The following is a 25,386-nucleotide window of genomic DNA, read 5'->3' as shown; positions in this document are numbered from 1 at the left end:
TTCTTATTGGTCACCTTCAGCCTCCAGTTTCAAAAAGCCATATTCACTGCTTAAAAAATTAACAAGTTCTTCTAGTTTTACTTTATCATTTTCCTCAACCTCTCCAGTCTCTTCACCTGCATGTGCAGAATGGCTAGATAACTGTAGAATTCGATTGGCATATGAGTCGAAAGAATTATCAGCGACTTTGGGAAGAAGGCTTTCCCATTTATCGTGCCCTAAAAACGTAGCGGTTTTCTCTAAAATATTTCTTATAAAATTAAAGTGATACTTTTTAACTTGATTATCATTAATGGCTTTTCTTATCTCCGACAATAAGTGCAAATGATATGAAAACGGCGTTTTCACACCAAGTTCAATTAAATCAAACTTCTCTTCGATATTTTTATTTAAACGATATTTCTGGCATTGGTTTGGCTTATAGTTCCAAACACGCGGCTGAGCTTCAGGATTTTTACACCATTTATTATTAAACTCATTAGATAGCACATTATAAAAAAGCGGGTTATGAGTGGTAATTACGAACTTAATATTACACTCACTTGATTTTATAAGGCTTGCCAAATTAACGGCTAATTCAATTAAGTGGTTATCATCTAAAGAGCTTACCGGATCATCGATAAAAACATACTCAAGTTCATTAAAATAGTCATCTTCACGTTTATCTATATCAGGCTCTTTTAAGATCTCCATAACTTCTTCAAGTAGCGTAAAAAAAACACTCCACACGAAGTTACTTTCTTCACCTTTGGATATTTTAATCGGCGGGGTATGTTCTGTTCCACGCTCATAGGTAAATTTAACTTCCGGAAAGGTACTAATATTAACTCTTCGACCATTCTCAGATATTTGTTTTGTTTGCTCAATAAACTGAGGCGTTAACTTATTATTGGTATAGCGCTGAAAGTTGGTAATAATGTTTTGATCTTGTCCACGATCTCTTATGATCCAATCGGTAAACGTATTGGGTTGGATTTTTAACTTCGGCTCTGAATCAGCATCTAAGTCGTTATCCCAGTAAAACAAGTCTTCCGTAAACGCGTTGTAATACAAAATCTTGTGGCGCGACAGTGGCGCTTGCTCTGCACCATCAAGATCATCAAGCCCATCTTCCTTTGGCGCGATAATCTCTTTAAATTCACGGGATAAACGCGTCTTACCTGTGCCATTAAAGGCATAGATTAACTGCACTTTTTTATCAGTATTCTTTAATTTATGAGCAATCCCTGCAAGTGATTTTAAATACTCCCCATAAAATTCAGAAATATCACATTTCTTAACGGCCCAATGCCCCCGGTGAAACTCAAAATCATCGATATCTAATTTTTGTTGTTTCTCCTTTAGAAGCCCTCTGGTTAAAGGGTAGTAGTCTTTGCCAAATCTATACTTAATGCGTAAATTATTAGAATTAACTTTAATATCGGTAATTTCCCCAATTCTTGCATCAACAGCTTCATTCTCGACCGCAAACATGGTTGGCAGATTCTTGAGCTTATTTATTGCATCCTGATCTAATGATTGAAATTGCCCTTTGATAGCGGCTTCCGTGTATTCAAGAAACCTGTCTTTCGGAATCGTGAATTCCCCTTGATCGCCTGAGTAAAAGCTAGGCACGCTTGCCATGATCAGGTTGTACATTTGACCGCTCATTTACGCTGGTTCCTCCATAGGTTCAGGGAAGCTCAACAACAGGTCACGATAATATTCGTATTGCTTTTGGCGTAACTCGATTTCGCGTGGGAGACCTTCGGTAATAGAGCTAGTTAGTGCGTCGAATTTATCGAGAATAGTAACGATGCGTTCTTGCTCAGAAAGCGATTTCTCTTTATTGCTAGCAAATGGTACTGGAACCAAATACTCCATAATTTTTAGCTTATTTCCTCGTGGCATTTTTGCACCTTTCGCATGCTGCATGTTGTATTCAAAAAACTTATCATCAGCCAACACTTGATACAAATATCGTGGATTTATAGTTTTATCAGTAGGATGAACAACAAGAACATCACCATTCGTGCCGCCAACTCGATCTGCATGCCAAATTTTCTTCAAATAAGGGCGTATATTCCCTATTAAGATGTCACCTGGATTGTATTGTGTAAGATTTCCACTATCTGGAGTACGAGTGGAGTCTATTTTACCAGCTCGATTCTGAAGCAAGCTTTCAACACCAACATAATTATTGTCATCTAGTTCTATGTGACTAATACGAGCCTTTGAATACTCGGCAACTTCACCTAACGTCTTCCACTCAACTTCACCACCTTCAAAACTCAACAACTGGTCGCGGTAGTAGTTGTATTGTTTTTTCCGTAGGTTAAGCTCGGCGGTCAGCTCGGCGGTCATGGCGGTAAATGCGTCCAGAATACGCACTATTTCAGCTTGTATTGCCAGCGATTTTTCTAGGTCATCTGGGCATGGGATGGGGATGAGTATTTTTGCTAGGTTGTCCTTTGACACTCTTCGAACTTTTGCGCCAGTTATAAATTTCCGTTTTTGCTCTTGAAATGAATCAGATGTGAAAAAATGAGCTAAGTATTTAACGTTATTACTATGCCTGTAAAGCATCATGTCACCTGAAATTGCAACATCGTCACCTAACCACGCAAGCGGCTTAACTACATCTTCATCATTCTCTGATGTTGTTGCTAACAAAAGATCATTCTTTTTGGCTTTTTTTAGTTTTTTCGCTAATTCATGAGTTACATAAACGAAAGTACTCTGTGCTTCTAGTCCGTACCGTGTATAAATTTGGCCATAATGGATTGCTGGAAAGCCAGTGTCAGTAAAGTCTTTTTTTTGCAATCCATTTCCTCTAATAAACTCACCTACCTCACCCAATGGTTTCCACTCAACCTCATAGCCATCAAGTAACTTATCCATAAAATTCAGATGGCTCATGCTTCGCCCTCGATTTCGCCCACAATGACATCAATCTCACTGCGAAGCGCATCAATTTTAGCAACAGTGGTTTTTAGATCGCGATTGAGTTCAGTAATGTTTGTGACTACGCGATTATCTTTGACTTCTACATAGCTACTCACTGATAGGTTGTAGCTATTGGCTGCAATGACATCTAAATCAACGGATTTGGCAAAGTGATCCACATCCTCTTTGCTGGCAAACACTTTCATTATGTCTTCAATGTGCTGATTGGTGATTACGTTGGTATTGGTTTCCTTTTTAAAGTAAGCCTCGCCGCTGGCATCAATAAACTGGGTGGTAGTGTCGGTTTTGTGTTTAGACAGCACTAAGATATTCACGGCAATGGTGGTGCCGAAGAACAGGTTAGGTGCCAATGAAATCACGGTTTCCACATAGTTGTTATCAATAAGGTACTGGCGAATTTTTTGTTCTGCGCCACCACGGTAAAAAATACCAGGGAAGCAAACAATCGCTGCACGGCCTTTGCTTGATAGGTAACTGAGGGCATGGAGTACAAAAGCAAAGTCGGCTTTTGATTTAGGCGCTAATACGCCAGCGGGCGCAAAGCGGTCGTCGTTGATTAGGGTTGGGTCGTCGCTACCAATCCATTTCACTGAATAAGGCGGGTTAGAGACAATCGCATCAAACGGTTTGTCGTCTAAAAAGTGCGGTTCGGTTAAAGTGTCACCCAACTGAATATTAAACTTGTCGTAGTTAATGTTGTGCAAAAACATATTCATACGCGCCAAGTTGTAGGTGGTGTGGTTTAGCTCTTGACCAAAAAAGCCATCTTCAATGATATGCGCATCGAAGTGCTTCTTAGCTTGTAACAGCAACGAGCCCGAACCCGCCGCAGGGTCATAGATTTTATTCACACTGGTTTGGCCGTGCATGGCCAGCTGCGCGATCAATTTCGAAACGTGCTGAGGGGTGAAAAATTCGCCACCGGATTTACCGGCATTTGCCGCGTAGTTGGAGATAAGGAACTCGTAAGCATCACCGAATAAATCAATTTGGTTGTCTTCGAAGTTACCAAAAGTTAAACCTGCCACACCTTTTAACACAGCTGCCAAGCGTTTGTTTTTTGCCTCTACCGTATTACCCAAGCGGTTACTGGTGGTATCAAAATCCGCAAACAAGCCTTTGATGTCTTTTTCTGAATCATAGCCATTAGCTGAGTTTTCAATTGCAGCAAAAATAGCTGCCAAATCAGTATTTAAATTTTCGTTTTTGTGTGCATTGGCCACCACATTGCTAAACAACTGGCTTGGAAGGATAAAATATCCTTTCGAACGGACTGCATCATCTTTTGCAGCGAGAATGTTTTCATCATCATCGACCATGGCAGCATAATTCACGCTTTCATCACCGCCTGTGATGTAAACTTCAAAGTTTTCACTGATAAAACGATAGAATAAAGTACCCAAAACGTACTGCTTGAAATCCCAACCATCTACTGAACCTCGCACATCGTTAGCAATAGCCCATATTTGTCGTTGAAGCTCAGCACGTTGTTGGTTACTTGTCATTTCTTTATTCCCGTAAAGTACGTTATTTAATATTAAGCCGCATATTCTAGTAAGTGAGATAAAGCTCGTATTGGCTTTATCTCACTTACTTATCATCCAAATAATACTACCACAAATTCTATATTATCAATCTGCTGCTTCACTTTATAAATAGTTTTACTATCCTTACGCTTCCCTTTCACCAATTCTGTCCATTATCCAATCATCTACTTCTGACTCAAGCCAAGCTACAGATTTAGCTCCTAGCGATATTTGCTTTGGAAATGTGCCTTTAATCATAAACTCATAAATTGTTGAACGACCTAATGATTGTTTTTTTGATTCTTCTTTTAATTAAGCACATGTGATTTTTCGGTTGAATATTTGCTCATTAGCTGTGCATTAAATTTCTTGCTATTTTCACAGGCAATTCATTTAATTGCGCTATACTGGCGCAAATTTTTTCAAATAAGTAGTTATGGCTCTTAAATCCACCATTATGAAAGTGCAGTTGTCGCTTAGCGATATGGACCGTCACGTTTACCAAGATTTTAATTTAACCTTGGCCCAGCATCCTTCAGAAACCGAACAACGTTTGATGATCCGCTTACTCGCTTTTGCACTCAATAGCTGTGATGGTTTAGAATTTACCAAAGGATTAAGTTCTGACGATGAGCCCGAGCTGTGGCATAAAAACTACAGTGAAGAAATAGAGCTGTGGATAGAGCTGGGTTTACCTGACGAAAAGCGCCTTAAAAAAGCCTGTAATAAAGCTAAAAAAGTGGTGCTTTACACTTATGGCGAAAACAACCAGGCTATTTGGTGGCAAAAACAGCAGCCTAAATTACGTGATTTTAAAAATCTTAGTATATTTAGTTTGGATTATGGTGTTACCCAAGCTTTGGCCAATTTGGTTGATCGTAATATAAAGCTTGCTATTACTATTCAAGATGGCGAGATGTGGGTTAATACCGACACGACCAATATTGAAATAAAACCACAGCAGTTAATGTGATAACACCAAGGTGAGGGGCGTATGAAGGTTAAGCAGGTTATTGTTTTACACGGCTTATATATGTCTGGCTTTGTGATGCGCCCGTTGTGCTCTCGCTTAAAAAGTTCTGGCGTAAAAGTGTTAAACCTAACTTACAATACGCTCACTCCTAATCGCGATACTATTTTTGCGCAAATAGATGAGTTTATAGGCGATCAGCCTTCGGCTTTTGTTTGCCATTCTATGGGCGGGCTTGTTGCTCGTGCGTATCTTGAGGCGAACTCGCCTGCAAGCCAACATGTTGAAAAAGTAATTACTTTAGGCACCCCACATAAAGGCAGCCATATTGCGCAAAAAATGCAGCAAAAAGGGTTTGAATCTTTTTTAAAAAATAGCGTAGAGTTTTTACTTTCTAAAAACGGTAATTGGCCTTTTAAAGCCAAACTTTACAGTATTGCTGGTGATTTACCCATAGGGCTTATGCCGCTTATTGTTAAAGGCAGTTGCTCTGATGGCACTGTATTACTTGATGAAACCAAGCTCAAAGGTATGGCCGAACATAAAGTGTTTCATTTAAGCCATACCAGTATGATTTACTCTCGCCAAGTACTCGATTATATTTTAGAGCGCTTAAACGAAGACGATTAATCTTCTGCCGCTGCTGCAATTTTATAACTAATTAAAAATATAATACCTAATACTAGTGGTATAGGTGCGGCTATATAACCAAAAGTATCAAAGTTAGCAAAGCTGGCACTGGCTAAATGCGCTATTACGCCAATTAAAAACACTACCACGGCGATACCCGTTACGATCAATTCAGCTTTATGTTGTTTAGCTGTTTTTGTGCTCACTTTATTTCTCCTAATGATTGCTACCTCCTTATTATGCGTTATCAAGTCGAATGATTTTTGACCTAAATCAATTAATGCGACAGCGGCGCACTTAACTTGTTTAAAGCTTGTTTTGGATCATGATTTGTAGTGTTGAAGATATATTTTCCCTTCAGGGGTGGTATTTTAATTAATCCGACCCATTACTATTAATGATCTATTTATTATTTTTATAAGTAATGTAAGTACACGATTTATTTAAGCTATTAATCCCATCTATTTAAATTATTTTACTAACGGCTGATGATAGGCAATACTCATTAGCAGTTAACGTTATTAACCGTTATTTAAGGAACAAGCTATGTCACAGGTAAATGCTATTGGTTTAAACAGTGCAAAAAGTGAAGACATTATTAAGTCATTAAACTCGCTACTGAGCAGCTATCAAATTCAGTACATGAACGCACGTGGGTTTCATTGGAATATTAAAGGCCGTAACTTTTTTGAACTACACATTAAGTTTGAAGAAATTTATAACTTATTGCTTTTAAAAGTAGATGAAGTTGCTGAGCGTATTTTAACGCTAGATGGTGCGCCACTGCATGCGTTTTCAGATTACCTAGAAGTAAGTAAAATTAAAGAAGCTAAAGGTATTAGCGACGGTGTAGCTGCAGTAGAGAACTTACTTGCAGGTTACAGTGTGTTGATTAAAATGCAGCGCGAAATTTTAAGCCAAGCAGCCGATGCAAACGACGAAGGTACAGCCGCGCTAATGAGTGATTATATTTCAGAGCAAGAAAAACTTGTTTGGATGTTAAAAGCTTACTTAGATTAATAAAAGTTAAATGCATTAACCGCTGTATTTAAGCAGCTATAAAATAAAAACATCGCCTACTTTACAGTGGCGATGTTTTTATTTGTGCACTTTTTAATTGTTGCCTAATTATTTAGTAAGGCGATAAAAAAGGCCATTTCGAGCGCTCTTTCTTCTAAGCTTTTAAAACGCCCAGATGCGCCACCGTGTCCGGCATCCATATCGGTTTTAAATACTAAAATATTATTATCGGTTTTTAGCTCGCGCATTTTAGCTACCCACTTCATCGGCTCCCAATATTGTACCTGTGAGTCGTGCAGCCCAGTGGTTATTAGCATATGCGGATACTCTTGCGCGCAAATATTATCGTACGGCGAATAGGCTGCAATTACATCATAAAATTGCGCATCGTTAGGGTTACCCCACTCGTCGTATTCGTTGGTGGTTAGCGGAATACTTTCATCTAACATAGTGGTTAACACATCTAAAAATGGCACATGACAACCAACGCCACAATAAAGCTCAGGTGCTTGGTTTACCACGGCTCCCATTAATAAACCACCCGCACTGCCACCCGATGCAAATACTTTATTTTTATCGCCGTAACCTTGCTCAACCAGCGCTTTAGTAACGTCTATAAAGTCGTTAAAACTGTTTTGTTTATGTTGTTTTTTACCTTGCTCGTACCACTGCCTGCCTAACATTTCTGAGCCGCGCACATGCGCAATAACGTACACAAAGCCGCGATCGAGTAAGCTTAATGATGTACTCGAAAAACTAGGATCAATAGTATAGCCATAAGCACCATAGCCATATTGAAACAACGGATTAGTACCGTCCTTTTTAAAGCTCTCTTTACGGTAAACAACAGATACAGGTACTTTTACGCCATCGCGTGCAGTTATCATTAGGCGTTCTGACTGATAATTATCGGCGTTAAAGTCTCCTAATATTTGCTGTTGTTTTAGTAAGGTTTTTTCGCCTGTAGTTAAATCAACATCGTATAGCGAGCCAGGCGTAGTTAAGCTTGAGTAGTAAATACGGGCACTGCGTGATTCTGGCTCTGGATTCATTGCTATGGCGGCGTAGTAGCAAGGATCTTCAAACGCTAATGTCATGCGTTCACCTTGTTTATTAACAACCACAAAACGGGCTTGCCCTTGCTCGCGCTCACTTAATACTAAAAAGTCGTTAAATAATTCAACACCTTCAAGCAGTACATCATCGCGATGAGCTGTGTGCTGCTGCCACTGGGTTTTGTCGGCAATAGTTTGACTGGTTGCGGTCATTAAGCGAAAGTTTTTTGCTTGCCAATTCGTCACTATGTAAAAAGTATCGCCAAGCTTATCAACGTCAAATTCATGGCCTTCTTCGCGTGGCATTAATGCGTTGAACTCGCCGTTTGGCTGGTCAGCATCAAGTACCCAAGTGTCGTTAGTTTCGGTGCTGGCTAAATCAATAATAATAAGGCTTTCGTCGCGACTTTTGCCCAGCCCCATAAAAAAGCTGCTGTCTTGCTCTTCGTACACCATTACATCTTGGCTTTGCTCTGTACCCAGCACGTGCCTAAATACTTGGTAACCTAATAATGTTTTTAGATCTTTTTTAACGTAAAAAACCGTTTTATTGTCGTTAGCCCAAACCACTTGGCCTTCGGTGTTTTCTAACTTATCGGTGAGCATTTCGTCAGTGGTTATATTTTTAAAGTGCACGGTATAAATACGACGCCCTTCAGTATCTTCTGAGTACGCCATTAATTGCTCACACGGGCTCAGTGCTACTTCGCCTAGCTCAAAAAATTCAAATCCGGCCGCTAGCTTATTTACATCTAATAAAATTTGCTTATCGCTAGTACTCATATCACTACTGCGATAATGACGAGAATATTCGTCATCGCCACGCACTTCAGAGTGATACCAGTATTTGCCATCTTTAACCGGTACTGTATTGTCGTCTTTTACAATACGGCCCTTTAGCTCTTCAAAAAGAGTGTTTTGCAATGGCTGCATTGGCGCTAATTGCGCTTCACAATAGCTGTTTTCAGCATGTAAATGCGCTAATACATCTTTATTTTGACGTTCGTCATCACGCATCCAATAGTAATTATCGATACGTGTTTTATCGTGTGTGTTAAGGGTATAGGCTTGCTTTTCAGCAATAGGGAAGCTTGGCAGCAAGGCCAAAGAAAAATCAGAAGTAGACACAAATAAACCGATTAAAAAATAACAATATTTGCCAGTTTACCATAAAAATAAAAAAGCCCACTCATTGCTGAGCGGACTAAACGGTATAAGTACAATTACTAAAATTTCTGCAATTTTTATTGTTGTCTTTATACCTTGGGAAGAGAGCACCTTGGGAAGAGAGTACCTCAAGAAGAATATCTTAAGAAAAACACCTTGAGAAATAATTCCAATTCAAAACTGTATACAAGCTATTTATTTTACTTGCTGCCAAGCCATAGCCCAGCTTTTACCCACACCGGGTTCAAACATGGCACTTTGCTCACCATTAACACGGCAATATTCACTAAATGGCCATGCTTTACACTGATAAATATGCCCTGTTTTGGGCTGCAATACTTTTATGCCCGCATTATAGTTATCGCCACCAGCGGGATAAACGCTATCGTATTCTGCGCTATTTTCTATTACCGACACATTGCGTTTAGCCAAACAATTAAAACTAACATCCGCTTTACAAATACCGCTTGATTCTAGTGCAAATATTTGATTATAACGATAAGCAACTACTAGCCCTGTATCGGTCATGCGCCCTGCGCTAACTAAGGGAACATGCACATTAATATATTCTGCTATTAGGCGCGGCCACGCATTAGGCCCTCCCTGCTCAGATACCGTCACTTCATAACTAAATGATAAATCGACTAGCTCTCCTTGCATGTCATAAAAGGTTACTACTACAGAATCGCCAATAGATAATTGGACATCCTGATTTAAGCAACCTATTGGTGTCCATTTTCCACAGACCAATGACGTATGCATAAACACAGCAACACCTTAAAATCCAAACCTTGCATTGGTAATACACAAATACACAGCCAAGACATTTAGAGCAATAAACAAACAAATGTAAACTAAATATTAGCTCAGTTTATTAATAAGATGAAGATTATAATTCGCAAGCTTGCAACAATCAAACAAAAGAATGTAACCAGAATTTAAATCTAATACTTAAGCTCTATATAAAACAAAAAAGCCAACCTAATTCGGTTGGCTTTTTACTTTGCTGCTTACTAACAATGCTATTTTAAATTGTAGCTTTAGTGGTTTTTTTACTAAACGGGCGTTTAAATAACGCGCCTATATCCGTTAAAATAATATATAAACACGGTACTAAAATCAGTGTTATTAAAGTAGCAAACATAACAGCAAAGCCCAGCGCTACTGCCATTGGGGTAACAAATTTAGCTTGTAGGCTGGTTTCAAACATAATAGGTAATACCCCTGCAAAGGTAGTAATTGAGGTGAGTAATATAGCTCTAAAACGCGCACAGCCTGCCTCAATAACGGCATCTTTAATACTTACGCCGTTACGGCGCACTTGGTTTACATAATCGGTCATAACTAGGGAGTCGTTTATTACTACCCCTGCGGCGGCTATTAAACCAAAGCCCGACATTAAACTAATATCTAAACCAAACCAATAATGCCCCCAAATAGCCCCCGTTAAGCTAAACGGAATAACCGACATAACAATAAGCGGTTGCGAGTAACTTTTTAATGGCACAGCCAGTAAAATATAAACGAGGATCATGCCACCAATAAAAAACATCATTTGCTCACTTGCTTGCGCTTGTTGTTCCTCTATTGCGCCACCAAGCTCAGATTTAACTGTAGGGAACTCATCTTTAAGCTGCGGTAATAAGTTCTCTTTAACTTGTTTAACTACTTCACCTGGCTCTATTTGTTCTTCGTCGATACTGCCATATACATAAACTGTACGATAGCCTCCTTCACGGCGAATATAACTAATGCCTGGTGTTTCGGTTAGCTCAACTACATCACCGAGTAATACCTCACGCCCTTGTGGTGTGGTGATCACTGCATGTTTAAGTGATGAAAATGCTTCGCGAGTAAGCTTAGGGTAACGAACCATTACACGTACTTCTTCGCCGTTTCTGATCACGCGCTGCGCTTCACCACCATAAAAGCTAGCACCGACTTGGGTGGCAACACTCGAAAGATCTAAACCTAAGTCGTAAGCAACCGGTTTTAAGCTCATTTGCACTTCTTTACTAGCAGGATCAATGGTCGAGCTAATATCAAACAAACCTTTTTGTTGCTGCAGTAATTGAATAAAACGACGCCCTGCATTATTTAGCGTGTCTATGTCTGAGCCATACAATAAATAGCCAAACTCACCATTACCGTTGGCACCGCCGCCGCCAGCATCATCTTGAATAGTTAACGACTTAACGCCAGCTATGGTTGGCATAGCCTCACGCCAACGACGCGATAACTCAAAGGCGTTATACGGACGCAAGTCTTCATCAACTAATGGCGCTAATAACTGTGACTCTGTTCTACCTTGGTTAAATACCAAGATATCGCGGATCATTTTTTTACCAAATTCACGCTCGGTTGCTTCATCAACTTGCAGCACCATAGCTTCAATGTCGCGAATAGCTGCAATGGTTTGTATGTCTGAAACATTGTCATTCATTTCTACGCGTATTTGTGGAAAGTCGTGCGGTACTTTAGGGGTGGGTACAGTACGTACTTTGTTTGAGGTAATTAACCCAACGCTAAGAATAAGCATTGCTATAAATGCAAACATCACCGTCCAGCGCCATTCTACGCAGCGCACTATAAAACGTTTATACGGGCCATTTACAAAGCCAAAAAAACGGGTATTAAAGCGATCGCGCCAACTGCCTTTTTTAATAGGTGCAAAGTGCGTATGAGCAATATGCGCCGGTAAAATTAGTTTTGATTCAACCAAACTAAATACTAAGCACAGCATTACCACTACCGCTATACCGTAAAAAAACGCGCTTTCTGGGCCGCTCGATAAGGTAAATGGTGCAAACACTGCAATTGTGGTTAATACGCCAAAGGTCGCAGGCGTTGCAACACGATTAGCGCCGCGCACTACGCTTTCAACACCACCACCACTTCTTTCTATTTCGGTGTAGGCGCTCTCTCCTATGACTATGGCGTCGTCCACCACTATTCCCAGCACCATAATAAACGCAAACAACGAAATAATATTAATGCTAATACCAAATACCGGCATCATCATCATCGCACCTAAAAAGCACACTGGCAGCCCTAGCATTACCCACAGCGCCAGTTTAAAACGCAAAAATAACGACAACATAATTGCCACTAAAATAGCGCCCTGAAACAAGTTAGCTTTCATCATATCAAGGCGAGCATTTAGATAGTAAGTCATATCCATTAATGGCTCTAACCGTATACTGGGCGGCAGCTGATTATTTTTTTGTTCTATAAATGCTTTAACCGACTCAGCAACCGGGATCATGTTTTGCTCTTGGGTTGCTTTAACCGAAAGGTACACCGCATTTTGCCCATTAAACTTAAAGTAGCGCTCACCTTCAGTAAATTGGTCTTTAATTACGGCAATATCTTGCAATAATACTTTTGCGCCGTACTCGCCAATTTTTACCGGTATTTTTCGAAACTCTTCGCCGCTATAAAATTGATTTTCTACGCGTACCGAAATAACCCCCGAGTCAGTTTTTAGCTGCCCTGCCGAAAAGTTAGCTGAATATCTGCGTACTGCATTCATTACATCGCTTAAGGTTAAGTTATATTGGCGCAGCGTATCGGGTTCAATTTCAATGGCTATTTCATCAAGTGGCACATCGTTAACAACTAGCGATACATTAGAAAGCTGCAATAACTCACTCTCTATTTGGTTTGCAATTGGCTTAAGCTCGCTCAGTGGCAGGTCGGCTACTAAGGTCATGCCTATTACGTCTTGTCTAAACTCTACTTGGCTAATTGTTACCGGCTCCATACCGCCAGGAAACGTGGCTATACCATCTACGCGAAGTTTTACTTTATCGAGCACGTCGGTAAGTTTAACGTCAGTATTTATTTCTAAGCTCGCACGGCCACCATTACGAAACGCACGATACACGCCTTTTTTAATTTCGGTTACATCCTTAAGCGACTCCTCAATTTTTATGAGAATGCTTTCTTCTATTTCTTGTGGCGATGCACCTGGATAGTTAGCTTCAATATTAATGTAGTTAATTTCTACATTAGGAAACATTTGGCGCTGAATAGTAAAGTAACTAATAATCCCCATTACAATGATAAAAAACATCATTAAATTGGCAGCTACCGAATTCTTTGCAAAGTAGGCAATAATACCCGTTTGTTTTTGCTCTATTGGTTCATTCATATTTTGCTGCCTTACAACTGCTGAGTATTAGAGTTGCTTGTCTCTGAGCTTTCAGTTGCGCTGTTAGTACTAGCACCAGCCACTTTTACTTCCATGCCCTTTTGCGGATACTCTGGCAAGGTAACAACGAGTTTATCGTCTGCATTTAAACCGCTGTTAATATAAAAAAACTCACCTTCTTCTCTAATAACCGTTACTTTGCGCGGCTCAAGTTGCTGCTGCTCATTTACTATCCATACCGTTTGATTATTCACTAATGCTTGCGGTAAACGGTAAATGTTACTGAGCATAGCGCCTGCAAACCTTACCTGTACGTAGCTGCCAAATTTAATTGCTGGTTGTTTGCTTTTTAAACCGTAAGGGTCGTCAATTCGCACCACTAAACTACTCATGCGGGTAGCACTATCTACAATACCTAAATCGCGGTCTATTACTGCTTCACGAGTAAAGCTATTTAGTCCTTTTTGAATCACAGTTGCAGTAATACCTTTAATACGCTCTGGTAAAAAAATACTATCAAAGCCGGCAATAGGAATGATCACCTCTGCGGTTTCTATGTTATTAAGTTCGGCCACTTGCGAACCCATAGATACAAACTGACCCACACCAATATTACGACTAATAACGAGCGCATCGTATGGCGCAGTTATTTCGCAATTTTCTAAGTCACGTTGCGCACGTTTTAAGGCAGCTTGCGCCGATTTAACCGACGCTTGTGCACTCAAAACTTGTGGTTTACGTAAAAATAAATCTGTACGGGCCTTACCAGGAAAGCGTGTTGCTTCGTCTGCTGCTACTTGCGCTTGTGCTTGTTCTTCAATTAAGCCTGCTTGTGCGCGTGCAAGCTCAGCTTCAGCCATTAAAACGGCTGCTTGGTAATTATCTTTTTCAATAGTAAATAGGGTTTCGCCACGGCCAACTACACCACCGGCAATAAAGTTAGGATGCCAACTTAATACCTCACCCGACACCTGCGCCGACAATTGGGTATTTTCAAGCGGCTTTACTTCACCGTAACTATTAATAATAACCTGATGATTATTTGCCAAAGCACTTTCCACTTTAACGGTAGGGCGTGTATCTACTGGTTTTTTTTCTGCTGATTCTTCTGCAATAGCGTTAATTCCCATAAAGCTCACTATGCCAATGGCAAGTGCAACAAAAGGAAAAACCCATTTAAGTATTCTTGTTTGCATAACTTAATTACCTCAAAAACTCACTAACAACATAATAACAGAGCTTAACCAAATATTAACGACGCATTTGTAAGTAACTATTTCTAAAATAACTCTCAATTAATAAAAAGAATAACAAGTAATACTATAGAGAAATTAAAGCTGTAATTTTTAAGTTTATAAATCAATAACTTTAAACAAGAATAAATAATAGAGGCGCGGTTTGGAGTAATAAGTATGTAGTGGCGGCTGCGTCGCCTGTGCTAACTTTCAAAAATTATATTTTTAAATAAAAGCGTTTTATTCGCAGCGCAAGAGTAATAGCATGGTTTATTTATACACAATTTAGAAAGTATGCAGCGCTTTGCTAAATAAAAATAGTGCCGGTTAAATACCTTACCGCATGCCCTGTGATCGTTACATATGTATCACCAACATCGCATAGTAACTGCCCGCCGCGGCTCGAAGCCTGATAAGCGCTTAACGTAGTTTTACCCAATTGCTGAGCCCAATAAGGGGCAAGGCCGGTATGAATAGAGCCTGTTACATAATCTTCATCGCCACCGCTTGCAGGCCAAAAGTAGCGAGACACAAAGTCGTATTCATCTCCAGGTGCACTGGCAACCACATCGAGCGGAAATAATGTTTTTAGTAACTGCGAATCGGTTTTAAGCTGAGTTACATCTTGCTCATTATCGTAAATAGCAAAATAAGCTTGGCGGTTTTTTAGCACTTTTGTGGGTGCTTTTGATAAACCATTTAGCAGTGCAGAAGGGGCATTTAATACAACAACCGGTGCTTGTTTTGGAAAGGTCATGGCAAAGCTACCATCGCTATTTTTATTAACGACTAACTCGCCCACGGCAGCAGCATAAAAACGCACTTGCGCTAAATTATGCTGCTCACAAAGCACATAAGCAGCTGCCAGTGTGGCATGGCCACAAAAGTCAATTTCCATCAAAGGTGAGAACCAGCGAATAGCAAAGCTGCCATCGCTTTGCTGGCAAGTAAAAGCGGTTTCAGACACGTTGTTTTCTGCGCCAATTTTTAGCATTAAATCGTCGCTTAACCATGTATCTAGGGGGATCACTGCGGCATAATTACCTTTAAATAATTCATTAGTAAACGCATCTATTTGATGAATAGTTAATTGCATGGTTTAAACTTTATAATTACGAATAGCTTAAACCTGCCACAGTTAAATTAAATTATCACTACTATTTTAAACGTTATACCGTATTAGGGCGCATTTTATAATATTGAATGCAACCAAGCTGCGCAGCGTTGGTGAGTAAAATCATCACAAACGTTAAAATATGCGCAATACTTTGCGTAGCCATAGCAAACTCGGCAAATAAACCACAAATACCCGCCACAAACTGCAAACTAAAATAACGTGCACTTAAATTACTAATATCACCACTGCGAATAGTTTTATACGTTTGTGGCATTACACGCACCGAGCTCATTACCAAACCAACAAAGGTTAACCACGTTAGTACCTTAGCTGTATCGAGTACTGGGTTAGCTAATAACGTAAATGGAATAAGCGAAAAAGCCAACATACACAGTAACTGAACACGCTCTTTTCGCTCAGCATTATAACGCGCAAAATAGTATAAAATAGAACCACTTAATATACCTGTTACTATAAATGGCAGCGCCATATAAAAGCGCTCAAAATACAGATTAAAGGCAATAAAGTACGTACTTTGTGCAACACCAAAGGTCATCATCAACAGCGATAAACCCGACACGCTGCGATTTTTACGAATTTTATTTAGCAGTGGTAAAAAACTAAAGACTAAAATAAATGAAGACAATACAGGCAGAAAATGTGCCAAAGCAACCTCGCTCGTTACGTAAGTGTTAATAGGAATTAAAATGGAAACATATAATAAACATATGTTTTTAAAGGATTTTATATTATAGCGGCATTGTAGTGGCGACTAGATTTTACTCAACTAAATTGAAAATATTTTTTTAGCAACTGGCAACTTAGCTATACAAAAATCGTTAGCTTAAGTTCACGCTTTTGCTGTTTTTAGCATAACCATCTGCAAAACTTGAATTGCAATTGATAATTGTTATCATGCGCAATACTTGTCATCTTTTCTTGCTTTATATATGCGAAAAACACTGTTTAAAATTCATAGCTGGGTTGCCCTTATTGCTATCATCCCCCTTATTGTTATTAGCATTACAGGGAGTGTTTTAGTATTTAAAAGCGAAATAGATGGCCTGCTAATGCCAAATAGCCACTTTGTGGTAAAAGCATTACCTGAGCGACTACCTATTGATAAGTTAATCGCTAAAACAGAGCGTACTTACCCTAATTATATAGTAGCTAGTTGGGAAATATTTAACGATGATACTGCTGATCGGGTTTACTTAATAAAGCGCGGTACAGAGCAATGGGCTAAGTTACATTTAAACCAATACACAGGTGATATTTTGTCAGAGCCTGTGGGTACCAGCCATTATTTCACCGATTGGTTTTTAGAGCTGCATTACACCTTTTTACTTAACGATTTTAAAAATTTACCAGGGCAAACGGGCACTGTATTAGGGTTCTTTTTTGCGGTGTTTTTACTCGTATTGGGTATTAGCGGCCTGATTATTTATCGCAAATTTTGGCGACGCTTATTTAGCGTACGCTGGCGTGCAACACTACAAATAGTGCTTAGCGACATTCATAAAATGACCGGCGTGTTAGGCTCACCCATTATTATTATTTTAGCCATTACTGGCGGCTACTTTAACTGGGCTGTGTGGTATCACGAAGTGATAGAACACGCACAAGAAGAGCATTATGTACTAACCAACCCCTTATACAGTCACGACATTTCGTTGCAGCAAATACTCGATGACAGCAAAAAACAAATCTCTACTTTTAACGGTACTTTTTTAGTTTTGCCATTAGAGCCAGACGAAAACATTACCTTATTTGGTGAAGTAAGCACAACCAATCCGCTGGCTAGTGAATACGCCAATACAATTACTTACAGTAAGCTAACTGGCGAACACATGGCTAACTGGGATATTCGCGAAGTAGGAATTGGCTGGCAAGTAATTGATAGCTTTAGAAAGCTCCACTTTGGCTACTTTGCAGGGCTTGTAAGTAAGGTGCTGTGGGCTGTTATTGGCTTAAGCCCTGTATGGCTTGCAGGTACTGGCTTTTATTTATGGCTTACCCGACGTGCACGCAAAAAGCAGTCACGACAAAACCGTTTAAATAAACGCCGCACAGCAAACCCTTGATTAAAAAACAAACTCATTATAATGTTAGGTAAAGTAGTAATTAACTCTATTTAAGCTACTTACTTTTGTATCAATGGAGTGAGTTTATGAAATTTTATACGCTTGTGATAATTACTATTTTTTCATTAATAACCGGCTGCAGCAGTACTAACAATCAAAAGCAAATACTGCAAACTATACCGCTTACACAAGTAATTAATCATGCTTTATTTAGCCAGCAACCCACTTTATCTGAACAAGCTATTTTTGAGCTGTCTGAGGTCGAGACAGAGCAGTTTTTAGCGTATGCCAAAAAACAGCTATTATCTGGGATTCGTACCGATAGAGTTGTTTATAATTACCTTGAAAACCAACTAACTAACTTTACATATCACGGCGATACACTCACTTCTACACAAACAGTTAATCGAGCGCAAGGAAACTGTATTAGCCTAGCGGTGCTTACCCAAAGCTATGCTCGCATTCTTGGTTTAGATACGAGTTTTCAAGAAATGACCAGCGAGCCTGTTTACGCAAAAGAAAGTAACTTAGTGTATGTAGCTAACCATTTTAGAACTATGGTTTATGCCCCTAAAGAAATAGGTACCGCTAAAAACATAAATCCAATAAGCACAATAACAACCCGCGCAGGTACGTTAATCGACTACTTCCCAACTCGAGACAGTATTTACTCAGGTAGTGCTAACCATAATGACTTACTCGCTAAGTTTTATAGCAATTTAGCCGCTAGCGCATTAGCAAACAAACAATTAAACATGGCATATTCTCTTATTTTGCAAGCTAATAACTACACCCCTAAAGATCCTGAGCTATTTAACTTAGCAGGCATATTACACCGCCATGCTGGCGACTTACAAAGCGCGAAAAATATTTATCAAGCAGCATTAAATAACAATTATGCGAGCATAAATTTAATTAGTAACTATCAATTATTAGCTCAAAAGCTTGGTGATACTCAGCTTGCGCAGCAGTTATCTTTACAACTAATAAATATAGAAAAAGATCCTTATGAGTTATTAGTACTGGCTAAAAATGAGTTGCAAACAGGAAATATTTATAGCGCTAACAAACATGTTGAGCAAGCAATAGTAAAAGCACCGTATATAGCCGATCTGTATTTAGAGCTGGCGAAAATACGCTTTCAGCAAGGTAAAACTCAACAAACACAAAGCCTACTTGAAAAAGCCATCGAACTTGAACGCGACAAACAAAAGCTTAATGTGTATCAAGCTAAGTTACTGTCGTTAAGTATGACAAAGTAAATGTGGGTTTTACGGCACTTAAATCGCCGCTCAAACCCCGTTATTAATTATTTTTACCTTTGCTTTTAAAAACGCTAAAGCGAATAATAAAAACTTAACCACGCGCGCATCTCATCTGCAAAGCTATCGCCTTCTACGCGCGATAAGCCCAAATTAAACGTTAAATCATTTATACCTGCAGGCCCCATCCCAAAGCTAATATCACCTTGATATTTTAAGCCGTAACTTTGTGCATATACCATGCTATCAAGTTGGTGTTGCTTGTAATAAAGCCAAGGTAACCCCTCTTTAAAGCTAAACCCAGCACCATAACCTTGATAACGCTTTGCAGTTGCACTGTAAAAAGGCAGCTCAGATGAAAGTACAAATTCGCTACTTTGTTGCTGATTAATCAGGTTTGAGCCAAAGCCACCTAATGCAAGGCTGCCATCATCACGTTGCTTTTGCTCAAGGCTTGCATAAAGAGGAATACCAAATGCTTTACCAAAAATTTGGGCGGCTAAATCGTAACCTTGCCAATTATTACTTTTGCTGCTGCCATCGTACCAGCTCGCATAAGTACTTTGGCCTATAACAAAGTCTTGGCGGTCATATTGCCAACTTTGAGTAACGCCTAAGCGCGTCCAGCTTTTATGGTTTTGTTTGTAGTCAGTGTAATTATAAGCAAGCTCTGGCGTTAAGTTTAACTGCCCAAATTTAAGAGGGTAACTTATTGCAGCAAAACCACCGCGCGCAGTAATATCGGCGCTTAAGCTTGTTTGATTTAAGGATTTATATTGGCGTGCTGTATTTAAATTATAATCAAACACGCTAAGTTTGAATTTTACTGGTAATGCACTGTATTTTGCCTGCACAAAACCACCATGCAAAGCACCATTGTGCAAGTCGGCGCTATACCCTGCCTGTAAGTCGAGCTGTTTTAATAAATCGCTACTTTTAACCCCTAAATTCAACAAACTGGTTGCAGCCGAATAATACTGCGCGGCTAGTGCAAAAGTGGCTTGTTGCTCAAGTGCATTGTAGCTACTTTGTGTGCCTACTTGGTTAGTGTAAATGTTAGCTTTTGGAAGTGTGTGTTGATTAACCATAAGCAGTGGCGCATGTTTAGTGGTTGCAATATCACTAACCATATTCCCTTGGTGTGTTTTCGCTAGTTGTTTTATATTGGGGCCATCTGCGCTAATCGAGAAATAAAGTAATGAGCCATCAGCCATTTCAACGGGATGTGCAACCGCTTCTTGCCCTTGAGTTAGTTTAGTGAGTGTTTTGCTTGCAATATGATAACTATAAATATCGGTAGCGCTATTTAAGCCAGCAATAAAGTAAAGCGACTCTCCATTTTGGCTAAAACTTGGTTGGCTTAAATATTGATACCCGTTTGGCATAGCCACTGATTGACGGTGCTCACCATCCGTATTTTGTATATATAATTGCCAATTTTCGTTTAAAGATGCTGATAAGTAAGCTAATTTAGTTTCATCAGGGTTTAATATTGGGTAGTCATACGCCGTTTTTAAACTTTTACTAAATAACTCAGTGACGACTTTAGTGGTTAAATTTACTTTCACTAATTCTGAGTAACCACCTCTTACTTGCTCAGCATATAAGGTTTCACCATCGCTGGTTACGCTAAAACGGCGAATACCTGCAAGCTCGGTAAGCTGCTCTATATTGCCGGTTTCAGTGTTGTAGCTAAAAACATCAGAAACACGATTATAACTCCCCGATTCCTCAGTACTAAAAGCACTAAAGTAAAGCGTGGTATTATTAATCCATTGTGGGTTAGCTATGCCTGCTCGGTTAATTTGGTTAAGCACTTGTTTTTGCTCACGCTTAAATACACCAGGTGCAGTGTCAGCAATATCTAGGGGATCATTTTCTAATAGCTTTTTTTGTGCTTTATTAAAGCTATTTTCGGCTTTAGTATTTTGCTCTGTGCTGTACACAATAAGCTTAGTGTTATCGTTTTTATCACGCTCTACAATTGCCAGCTTACTGCCATCTTTTGCAAGCGCAGGGTTACTTGCATATAAACTAAGCTGTAGCCACAACTCACTATTAAGCTTAGGTTCTAATTGCTCTTTGGCCATAGCTTTGTAAGTGTATTCAGCTACAAAACGGCGGTACAGCTTAGCGGCACTTTGCCCAAACACGCCGCTAAATGCTTGATCAAAATCACGCACTTTTACGCCTTGCATGCGTGTCCAAACGCTATCGAGCGTTTGCTCTGAATAGTTTTGCTCTAACCAATTTAAAAAACGGCTACCAATTAAATACGCCATGGAGCTGGCCATAAAGCCACCTTCGGCACTATTTAACTGTGAGTAGCTGGGCAACGCTCCTTGCTGGGCAAACTCTACTAATATTGCTTCTGAGTAGTTATCAAATAAGCGCCCACGACCGGTCATTTTAGATTCAATTAACGTGGCATAACCCTCGGCAACCCAACGAGGGGTATTGCTGTAAGTTAGATCGTATAGATCCCATAGACTGCGTATTTTTTGCTGCCAGTTATTACGTGTTGGCTGTGCTAAATGCACTAAGTGAATGTACTCGTGCAATACCAATAACTGCTGCCAACCTGAGGTATTTGATATAACAGTATCTGATTGTGGCGGCGTGGTAAAAAGTGCCATTATCGGGTTATTTGAGGTAGGTAGCGCAAAACCATTCGCTGCATTTAAGGGATCAAACACCACTACATCTACAGTTTTATCGAGTGCGCGGTTTTGTTGCTCAAGCACTTTGGTACGTACTATTTCGAGCTCTACAGCAGTCGATTTGGCAAAGTCGGTATGCTCAATACTGTAATGCACATTAAAGTGCTCGGTATGAATGGTTTGCCAGTCGTTGCCATAGCTCGGCGCGGTAAGTAATAAAGCCGCTGCGATAAGTGTTTTTTTCATTATAGTCCCTTAGATGATCCCTTAACTGCACCTAGGTTATTACTAATTACTTTTAGTTGGCAGTAATAAAGTGTAATAAAACATGTGCAACTATAAACTACACATGCTTTTAGTAGAGCTACATCCAGCTACGGGGATCAGATTCAACCTGCATAAGTGTAAAATCAATTATAAAGTCAGCATCTTGCTGCTTTATATAGGGCATAAAAGCGTAACCTGAGGCGAGTTGTATATACACACTTTTTAACCCTGAGCGACGCATTAAGTAGGTACTTATACTACGGGCACTTTGTGTTTTATACAGTTCAAACACCCGATAATGTACGCCAATCAAGCCTTTGCGCACCACCATATAATACCGGCCATTATCTTCATGTAAGTAATAGCCATAACGCTGATACGACAAGGTAACTAAACCAGCAAATGCAACAAATACACCTAAACTAAGCCACATATTAAACTCAGCTACTAAGCAAAAAACAAATACTAATATGCTCGGTAAAAGCGCATAAAAAACTAAGTTTTTATATAGTAGTGCGCGCTCTGCGCCTGTAAATGCGAGGTTTTTGCTATTAAACCAAGGATAAATCCATTGGCAAACACTGTTTACTTGTGCCGCGTTTAATACCGGTAAGAGCAAGGTTTGTTTATTATTTTTAGCAGCAACGCCTGCTACCATACCACCACTGCTCGCTTGCAAGCATTCAACGGTAAAGCGTTTTAATAGTCGGGCAACTAAGTTTTGTTTTATAACAATTGATTGCACCTTATCTAAGCTCATAGATAACTGATGGCGCTCTAATAAGCCAGCAATGCGTTTAAACTTTTGTCCTTTAAAATACAGCTCGTAGTTATAAAACCGAATCAACGACATGCCAACCGATAACAACACCGCAATAATAACCAACAAAACAATTAAGGTGATCACCGCAAACATGGCAGCATTGGCCACTATACCTAGCTCTTGCTGGTAAAAGCCCTCCATTTTAGCAATCAGCTTTTGCTCTAAAAAATCGATAACAACATTTATAAATGGCGCAATAGCTGCAAAGGCTAAAATAGCCATATTTGATATTAAACCAAACTTAGCAATTTCTTTATTGCTAATAAATAGACTGCTTTGTGCTGTTACTTGGTGATCTACATTGTCAGTTACAGTATCTTGCTGCTGGGCTTTGTAAGCAAAAATTTGTTTACGCATTTGTTGTGCGTGTTCTTTGGTTATTCCCGGCAGTACCACTTCTTGCGCTACGCTACCTGCGGCATCAAAAATACAATTTACTAAGTTAATAGGGGTAAAATAAAACGGCTCAGCAATATTTACGTTTTGTACGCGAGCAAATTTAAGGGTTAAACGCTCTTTTTTAAATACGCCTTTTTTGAGTAAAATTTCGTGTTCTTCAGAAATACAAAAACGAAAGCTTTTATAATATAAAAAAGAGTAAATAAGCAAAGCAACAAGCGCGACGGCTCCGGCAATTTGTCCCCAAAATAGTTTGTTTTCAACTTGAGTTACAAACACAATCGTAATAGGTAGCAAATTAAATATGCCATCTCTTATAACTCGCACCATAAAATGGACAACAAAATACACTAACGCCCAAGGCGATACAGCTTGCCAATGTAAACTACTTGCGCTACTAGCGTTACTCATCTGCAGGGGTTGCTTGTGCGATGTTATCGTCGTTGCGGTAGTTTTGTACAAACTGGCGCATATTTTTACAATCGTCGTGAGTTAAGCCGCTAATTTGCAGGTCGGCGCTCATGCCACCAGCGCTGTATAGCTTTAAACTCGCTAAGCCGAGTTTGCGCTCAATTGGTCCGCGGTGCACCTCAATATGCTGTACTCGCGCTAGCGGCAAAATAACTATTTGCTGCCAAATAATTCCCTTTTTAAACGCGATATCGTGGGTGCGCATTGCTACCCCTTGCAGCTTTATACTCACTACATTATAAAACATTGATAATATGATAATTATTGGCATGCCAATCAACAAATACGTTTGCGCTAGATTAGCAAAAGCAGCATTTAAGTAACACGCCACCACTAAGCCGGTTATTAAAGGAATATAAAACGCCAGCCAATTAAGTTGCACATGCAGCAAAGCGTTAGCCGCCAATGGCTTAAACTCAATATTACTATGTTGTGGTAAGTTGGTTATTTGTTGATTATTAAACACCATATTATTGTTTAAACTCACTATTACTTATATAAATACAAGGCTCAACTCAGCCATTTAATGATGGTAATTAAGGTATGGCTTTGTTTTGGCGCGAGCGTAACGGCATCATTTAATACGTTGGCTGCTTCAAGGCAAAGCATGTTGTTATATTCAGTATTAGCAAAGTTAGATAAACGCTTTGATTTTTCTATCCATGGATTCCACAGTACGCAAGAGCTGGAATTTTCTCGGCCCACACTAATTATACCCTCGGGAGTATTAATGGTTTGCACTGGCGCTGCTTGGGTATAAACCATGTCGGTTTCGCGGGCAAAACTAACCACATCACTTTGCATTACTGGAGCTTCGCCAAATTCAGTATATTGCGCACCTTGCAAACCATCAACGCTGGTATTGTTAATATCTGATGTTGGAAAATAAGTATGCAGCGCTTGCGAAAAGCTAAACGGTGTATTGCTTAAATTTGTGGTTGTTAAGCGCACTTGTAACTGCTCGTTTAGTACAAACTCAACTCGTAAGCTTGATTGATGCGGCCAATAATCAAGATTAACTAGTTTCATGGGTAATTTAAGGCTAACAATAACTTCGTATTCGGTTTCATGCACTTCATCGGCCTGCCACAAACTCGTTCGAGCAAAACCATGCGCCGGAAAATCGCTGTTATCGTGTGCTCCAAACCAAGGCCAACAAATTGGGATACCGCCGCGAATACTGGCATTTTCTTGGAATGTTTCTTCTTGAGATACCCATAACAATGGCTGCTTACCTTTTGGGGTAAACTCGGTAATTTGCCCGCCTTGCAAAAATATTTTTGCATCGCAATGGCTGCTATTTATATTAATAAATTCTAAACCGGTGTCAGTATGACAAATACTAACGGAAGGTGATAACTTCATATTATTTCCTATAATGCTGGCACGTAGTGTTAAATGTGCACCTAAATAGTCAAGTAAGCTTATAAATCATCTACATGATAAGCGAAATAATTTAAATATCGATCGCTTTATTTTCACTCGGTAATACCTGCGAGGTATTTATAAATAATTACTTTGTACTAGGGGCTGTTGATCTTTGTAGTACATATATCAATCAGCCCACATTGGTAGCCACATCATAGTAAATGCTAAAGCGA

19 protein-coding genes and 1 pseudogene are annotated in these 25,386 nt (G+C 39.5%); 5 read left to right on the top strand and 15 right to left on the bottom strand.

What is annotated here, in order from left to right; all coding sequences use genetic code 11:
- Positions 1 to 3: 3 nt before the first annotated feature.
- From AAEZ22_RS09575 to AAEZ22_RS09560, 4 genes and pseudogenes are all read right to left on the bottom strand, one after another.
- Entirely contained in the window at positions 4 to 1,650 is a 1,647-nt protein-coding gene (locus tag AAEZ22_RS09575) for an AAA family ATPase (RefSeq protein WP_352297083.1), read from the bottom strand.
- Complete coding sequence (locus tag AAEZ22_RS09570) at positions 1,651 to 2,898, bottom strand: restriction endonuclease subunit S (RefSeq protein WP_197182244.1); 1,248 nt, start codon at positions 2,896 to 2,898, stop codon at positions 1,651 to 1,653.
- Positions 2,895 to 4,451 (bottom strand): type I restriction-modification system subunit M, encoded by a 1,557-nt coding sequence (locus AAEZ22_RS09565; protein WP_197182243.1) that lies wholly within the window; start codon positions 4,449 to 4,451, stop codon positions 2,895 to 2,897. The genes AAEZ22_RS09570 and AAEZ22_RS09565 overlap by 4 nt, the downstream gene beginning before the upstream one ends.
- Positions 4,452 to 4,616: 165 nt before the next feature.
- Positions 4,617 to 4,769: pseudogene (locus AAEZ22_RS09560) on the bottom strand (helix-turn-helix transcriptional regulator); the annotation flags it as partial.
- Positions 4,770 to 4,908: 139 nt separating this feature from the next.
- Between AAEZ22_RS09560 and AAEZ22_RS09555 the strand changes: the two are divergent.
- Positions 4,909 to 5,445, top strand: coding sequence for a YaeQ family protein (locus AAEZ22_RS09555; protein ID WP_058374423.1), 537 nt, complete (start codon positions 4,909 to 4,911; stop codon positions 5,443 to 5,445).
- Between the two features lie 21 nt (positions 5,446 to 5,466).
- Positions 5,467 to 6,072 carry a PGAP1-like alpha/beta domain-containing protein gene (locus tag AAEZ22_RS09550; protein WP_197182242.1) on the top strand — a complete coding sequence of 202 codons (606 nt, stop codon included), beginning with the start codon at positions 5,467 to 5,469 and terminating at the stop codon, positions 6,070 to 6,072.
- Here the strand turns inward: AAEZ22_RS09550 and AAEZ22_RS09545 are convergent.
- Positions 6,069 to 6,278 (bottom strand): hypothetical protein, encoded by a 210-nt coding sequence (locus tag AAEZ22_RS09545; RefSeq protein ID WP_011329578.1) that lies wholly within the window; start codon positions 6,276 to 6,278, stop codon positions 6,069 to 6,071. The genes AAEZ22_RS09550 and AAEZ22_RS09545 overlap by 4 nt on opposite strands.
- Before the next feature lie 340 nt (positions 6,279 to 6,618).
- On the opposite strand from AAEZ22_RS09545, the gene AAEZ22_RS09540 reads away from it, so the two are divergent.
- Positions 6,619 to 7,092 (top strand): Dps family protein, encoded by a 474-nt coding sequence (locus AAEZ22_RS09540; protein ID WP_011329579.1) that lies wholly within the window; start codon positions 6,619 to 6,621, stop codon positions 7,090 to 7,092.
- A gap of 104 nt (positions 7,093 to 7,196) precedes the next feature.
- Here AAEZ22_RS09540 and AAEZ22_RS09535 read toward each other — a convergent pair whose 3' ends face one another.
- The 6 genes from AAEZ22_RS09535 to AAEZ22_RS09510 all read right to left on the bottom strand — a co-directional run bounded on the left by AAEZ22_RS09535 (position 7,197) and on the right by AAEZ22_RS09510 (position 16,486).
- Entirely contained in the window at positions 7,197 to 9,275 is a 2,079-nt protein-coding gene (locus tag AAEZ22_RS09535; RefSeq protein WP_197182241.1) for a S9 family peptidase, read from the bottom strand.
- A gap of 234 nt (positions 9,276 to 9,509) precedes the next feature.
- Complete coding sequence (locus AAEZ22_RS09530; RefSeq protein ID WP_086993163.1) at positions 9,510 to 10,076, bottom strand: chitin-binding protein; 567 nt, start codon at positions 10,074 to 10,076, stop codon at positions 9,510 to 9,512.
- Positions 10,077 to 10,341: 265 nt separating this feature from the next.
- Positions 10,342 to 13,467, bottom strand: coding sequence for an efflux RND transporter permease subunit (locus AAEZ22_RS09525; protein WP_352297079.1), 3,126 nt, complete (start codon positions 13,465 to 13,467; stop codon positions 10,342 to 10,344).
- A gap of 11 nt (positions 13,468 to 13,478) precedes the next feature.
- Positions 13,479 to 14,663 (bottom strand): efflux RND transporter periplasmic adaptor subunit, encoded by a 1,185-nt coding sequence (locus tag AAEZ22_RS09520; protein ID WP_352297076.1) that lies wholly within the window; start codon positions 14,661 to 14,663, stop codon positions 13,479 to 13,481.
- A 346-nt stretch (positions 14,664 to 15,009) separates the two neighbouring features.
- On the bottom strand, positions 15,010 to 15,798 hold the full coding sequence (locus AAEZ22_RS09515; protein WP_089368898.1) for a PhzF family phenazine biosynthesis protein: 789 nt from the start codon (positions 15,796 to 15,798) through the stop codon (positions 15,010 to 15,012).
- Positions 15,799 to 15,871: 73 nt separating this feature from the next.
- Positions 15,872 to 16,486: a PQ-loop domain-containing transporter gene (locus AAEZ22_RS09510; protein ID WP_011329585.1), complete on the bottom strand. Its 615-nt coding sequence runs from the start codon at positions 16,484 to 16,486 to the stop codon at positions 15,872 to 15,874.
- Between the two features lie 283 nt (positions 16,487 to 16,769).
- Between AAEZ22_RS09510 and AAEZ22_RS09505 the strand changes: the two genes are divergently transcribed.
- Positions 16,770 to 17,903, top strand: a complete 1,134-nt coding sequence (locus AAEZ22_RS09505; RefSeq protein ID WP_182684142.1) for a PepSY-associated TM helix domain-containing protein — start codon at positions 16,770 to 16,772, stop codon at positions 17,901 to 17,903.
- An 86-nt stretch (positions 17,904 to 17,989) separates the two neighbouring features.
- Positions 17,990 to 19,165, top strand: a complete 1,176-nt coding sequence (locus AAEZ22_RS09500; RefSeq protein WP_011329587.1) for a tetratricopeptide repeat protein — start codon at positions 17,990 to 17,992, stop codon at positions 19,163 to 19,165.
- Positions 19,166 to 19,239: 74 nt separating this feature from the next.
- Here the strand turns inward: AAEZ22_RS09500 and AAEZ22_RS09495 are convergent, their stop codons facing one another.
- The 4 genes from AAEZ22_RS09495 to AAEZ22_RS09480 form a co-directional block, all read right to left on the bottom strand.
- Positions 19,240 to 22,071 carry a TolB family protein gene (locus AAEZ22_RS09495; protein ID WP_352297071.1) on the bottom strand — a complete coding sequence of 944 codons (2,832 nt, stop codon included), beginning with the start codon at positions 22,069 to 22,071 and terminating at the stop codon, positions 19,240 to 19,242.
- 118 nt (positions 22,072 to 22,189) lie between these two features.
- Complete coding sequence (locus AAEZ22_RS09490; RefSeq protein WP_352297068.1) at positions 22,190 to 23,725, bottom strand: PH domain-containing protein; 1,536 nt, start codon at positions 23,723 to 23,725, stop codon at positions 22,190 to 22,192.
- Positions 23,718 to 24,251 carry a PH domain-containing protein gene (locus AAEZ22_RS09485; RefSeq protein ID WP_080516832.1) on the bottom strand — a complete coding sequence of 178 codons (534 nt, stop codon included), beginning with the start codon at positions 24,249 to 24,251 and terminating at the stop codon, positions 23,718 to 23,720. The genes AAEZ22_RS09490 and AAEZ22_RS09485 overlap by 8 nt, the downstream gene beginning before the upstream one ends.
- A gap of 44 nt (positions 24,252 to 24,295) precedes the next feature.
- A complete protein-coding gene (locus AAEZ22_RS09480; RefSeq protein ID WP_011329591.1) occupies positions 24,296 to 25,150 on the bottom strand; it encodes a D-hexose-6-phosphate mutarotase in 855 nt (284 codons plus the stop codon).
- Between the last annotated feature and the right edge of the window lie 236 nt (positions 25,151 to 25,386).

It is taken from the genome of Pseudoalteromonas sp. 20-MNA-CIBAN-0454 (assembly GCF_040308685.1).
Taxonomy (GTDB): Bacteria; Pseudomonadota; Gammaproteobacteria; order Enterobacterales; family Alteromonadaceae; genus Pseudoalteromonas; species Pseudoalteromonas nigrifaciens.
The sequence above is the reverse complement of the archived record's forward strand: the minus strand, read 5'-3'. Positions and strand labels throughout refer to the sequence as shown.